Origin of the sequence: Microbacterium sp. C448 (genome assembly GCF_000582705.2) — a bacterium.
In the GTDB taxonomy this organism is placed as follows: domain Bacteria; phylum Actinomycetota; class Actinomycetes; order Actinomycetales; family Microbacteriaceae; genus Microbacterium; species Microbacterium lacus_A.
The window spans coordinates 1-1545 of record NZ_HG779657.1; the positions used below are offsets into that span (position 1 = coordinate 1).

General features: G+C 66.9%; 3 protein-coding genes. 1 reads left to right on the forward strand and 2 read right to left on the reverse strand.

Annotated elements, in window-relative coordinates; genetic code table 11:
• A partial coding sequence (locus MIC448_RS06720; RefSeq protein ID WP_036297650.1) for a DUF222 domain-containing protein occupies positions 1-680 on the reverse strand: 680 nt, incomplete at its 3' end.
• Between the two features lie 276 nt (positions 681-956).
• Between MIC448_RS06720 and MIC448_RS06725 the strand changes: the two genes are divergently transcribed.
• Positions 957-1289, forward strand: coding sequence for an SHOCT domain-containing protein (locus tag MIC448_RS06725; protein ID WP_036297646.1), 333 nt, complete (start codon positions 957-959; stop codon positions 1287-1289).
• Positions 1290-1298: 9 nt separating this feature from the next.
• Here the strand turns inward: MIC448_RS06725 and MIC448_RS06730 are convergent.
• The coding region (locus tag MIC448_RS06730) for a tRNA synthetase RNA-binding protein (RefSeq protein ID WP_036297648.1) at positions 1299-1545 on the reverse strand (247 nt) is incomplete at its 5' end.

Below are 1545 nucleotides of genomic sequence, written 5' to 3' on the forward strand. Positions count from 1 at the left end.
AGGGTGCGGGTGTCGGTGGGGTCGGCGTTCTTGATCGCGTGGGCTTGCTGGGTGATCCGGTCGTGCATCGCGTGTGCGAGGACGGCGGGTTGGATGGTGCTGAACTCCGCCATGCCGTCGCCGATGTCGCGAACACACGCGCCCCGCGACGCCCGTGCCTGTTGGTGGCGTTCCGCCAGCATGCGGGGCTGTAGAGACTCCGCAAGCCGCGCCAACGACGACGCCAGCCGTCCGGGTGTCGTTCCAGCCGCCCGAGCCAATGCCTCGCGCTCGAACGCCGCCCGTGCTTCTGGGTCGGCGAGGGGCGTGCCGTGTTCCATGATCACCGCGACATGGCCCCCAGCGATCCGTCCCTCTTCCCACGCCGCGAACGTGGCCGGGAACGACTCCTCCAAAACCGCGGCATCGTTCATGCGACGCTGCACGGTCCGGTCGGACATGTTCATCGCTGCACCGAGCTCGGCCGCCAAAGCACGAAACGGCAACTCGGCTTCGCGCGACGAGGGGGAGGCGAGTTCGGCAACCCTGCGCGCACCGACGCGCGCGGCTTTCGCAAACACTCGCGCCAGGGCGGCTTCCGTGCGAGCGTTCGCGCGCCACGCGTCGATGCCCTCCCCGGCGAGTTCGCGCGCGATCGCGTCCAAGCCCGTCGTTTCGAGGTCATCATGATTCGAATGCATGTTCGAAACTCTACGGACTACCACCGACATCCGAAGCCCGAAAAGCACCCGAAAAGCGCCTACATCGCACCGAAAAGATGAGATTTTTCACATCGGAAGATCTTTGGATCTCCCACCGAGCGCCGTGTACATCGCTAGCGGCGCGAGGCGAGACCGATCGCGGCCGCCGTCGCTCGTAAACCGCGCGGCGACCCTGGGTAAGTCGTGCGAACGGCTCCACTCCGGCACTTGTCCGTGAAAGCGTGGAGGAGACGCACGACCGAAGGAGGATGCCTGATGTTCAGCTTCAACACGGTAGGTGCCATGTCCGGCGGTACGTTCTTCGACACGATGTGGGCAATCTTTCCCTGGCTCTTCGGGGCTGTCGTTGTGTTGATCGTCGTCATTGTGATCGCGAACGTGCGTCGGGCGCGCAAGCATGGACTCAATCCGATGACCATGCAGACCGATGTCGCCGCACGGTTCATCAAGAGCGGTGTCGGCGGCTCCAACGAGGGCCTGACCGACCGGCTCGAAGAGTTGGACCGGCTGCGCGCGGCAGGCGCCATCTCCGAGCCGGAGTATGCCGCGGCGCGCTCGTCCGCACTGAACGGAGACGGCGGGCGCTGACCCGCCGGTTCACTCCGGGCTGAAGCCGCGCAGCTTGTCGATGTCGCGGCGCTCGCGCTTGGTCGGCCGGCCCGCTCCGCGATCGCGGACGGGCACGAACGCGATCGACTCGCGCGGCGGTGGGGGAGGCGTGAGGTCTTCGTAAGCCAGCGCGGCAGCCGGAGCGCCGACGCGCTTGACGAGGGTCTGTCGGACAATCAGCGTGCGGTCGAAGCCCGCGATGCGGATGCGGACCTCGTCGCCGGGTCCGATCGGC